Raw genomic sequence first — 779 nt, forward strand, 5'->3', positions numbered from 1 at the left:
CATAAGGCAGGCCGTGGGCTAAGGATAGGACAGGGGTTGATGCGGAACGCATCGTTCTCCGTCCGGACTTAGCCACTAGGCCTGCGGTTGGGGAGCACGTTATCGGAAGTGCGACTAACCTCCTCGACAGGCCGTATGGCTAAGTTAGAGATACCGCAAGGAACATTACATTCCTAAATCAAAGGGCGTCAGCGAGTTCATTAATTGAACCACTGGCGCCCTTTTCTATCTGTCCTTTTATTTGACCGGTCCGATAACCGGTTATGTCCGTATAATTGGTGTAAATTCTAAATAGGACTTTGTGAAATCTGAAAGGAACTTCATTATGCCAAAAGTTGAATTAAATTTAGAGGATGACGAATTAAAGGAGCTATTACTAGGTGATCGGGATAAGGCCATGCAATCAATTATGGCCAAGATCCTTGATGAAATTCTTAAGTCCGAAGCGACTGAGCAGATTAAAGCTAAGGCTTATGAACGTTCGGATGAGCGAACCAATTCACGGAATGGTTATCGGGTTCGTCAGCTTACCACACGAGTAGGAACACTTGAACTACACGTTCCTAAACTCCGTCATGGCAATTTTTCAACACAGCTGTTCAAACGCTACCAGCGTAGTGAGCAGGCCTTTGATTTGGCATTAATGGAAATGGTAATCCAAGGTGTTTCAACACGTAAAGTAGCTGAGATTACTAAGAAGTTATGTGGGACAACCTTTTCTAAAAGTACGGTCTCGGCTTTATGCAATAATTTGGACGACCAAGTGCTGGATTTTAACC

At 44.3% G+C, this 779-nt stretch carries 1 protein-coding gene; it reads left to right on the forward strand.

All coding sequences use genetic code 11. The features are described 5' to 3' along the window. Positions 1 to 325: 325 nt before the first annotated feature. Positions 326 to 779, forward strand: a 454-nt coding sequence (locus tag FD09_RS15575) for a transposase (RefSeq protein WP_201782888.1), incomplete at its 3' end; no start/stop codon positions are given.

It is taken from the genome of Schleiferilactobacillus perolens DSM 12744, from assembly GCF_001435585.1.
GTDB lineage: Bacteria > Bacillota > Bacilli > Lactobacillales > Lactobacillaceae > Schleiferilactobacillus > Schleiferilactobacillus perolens.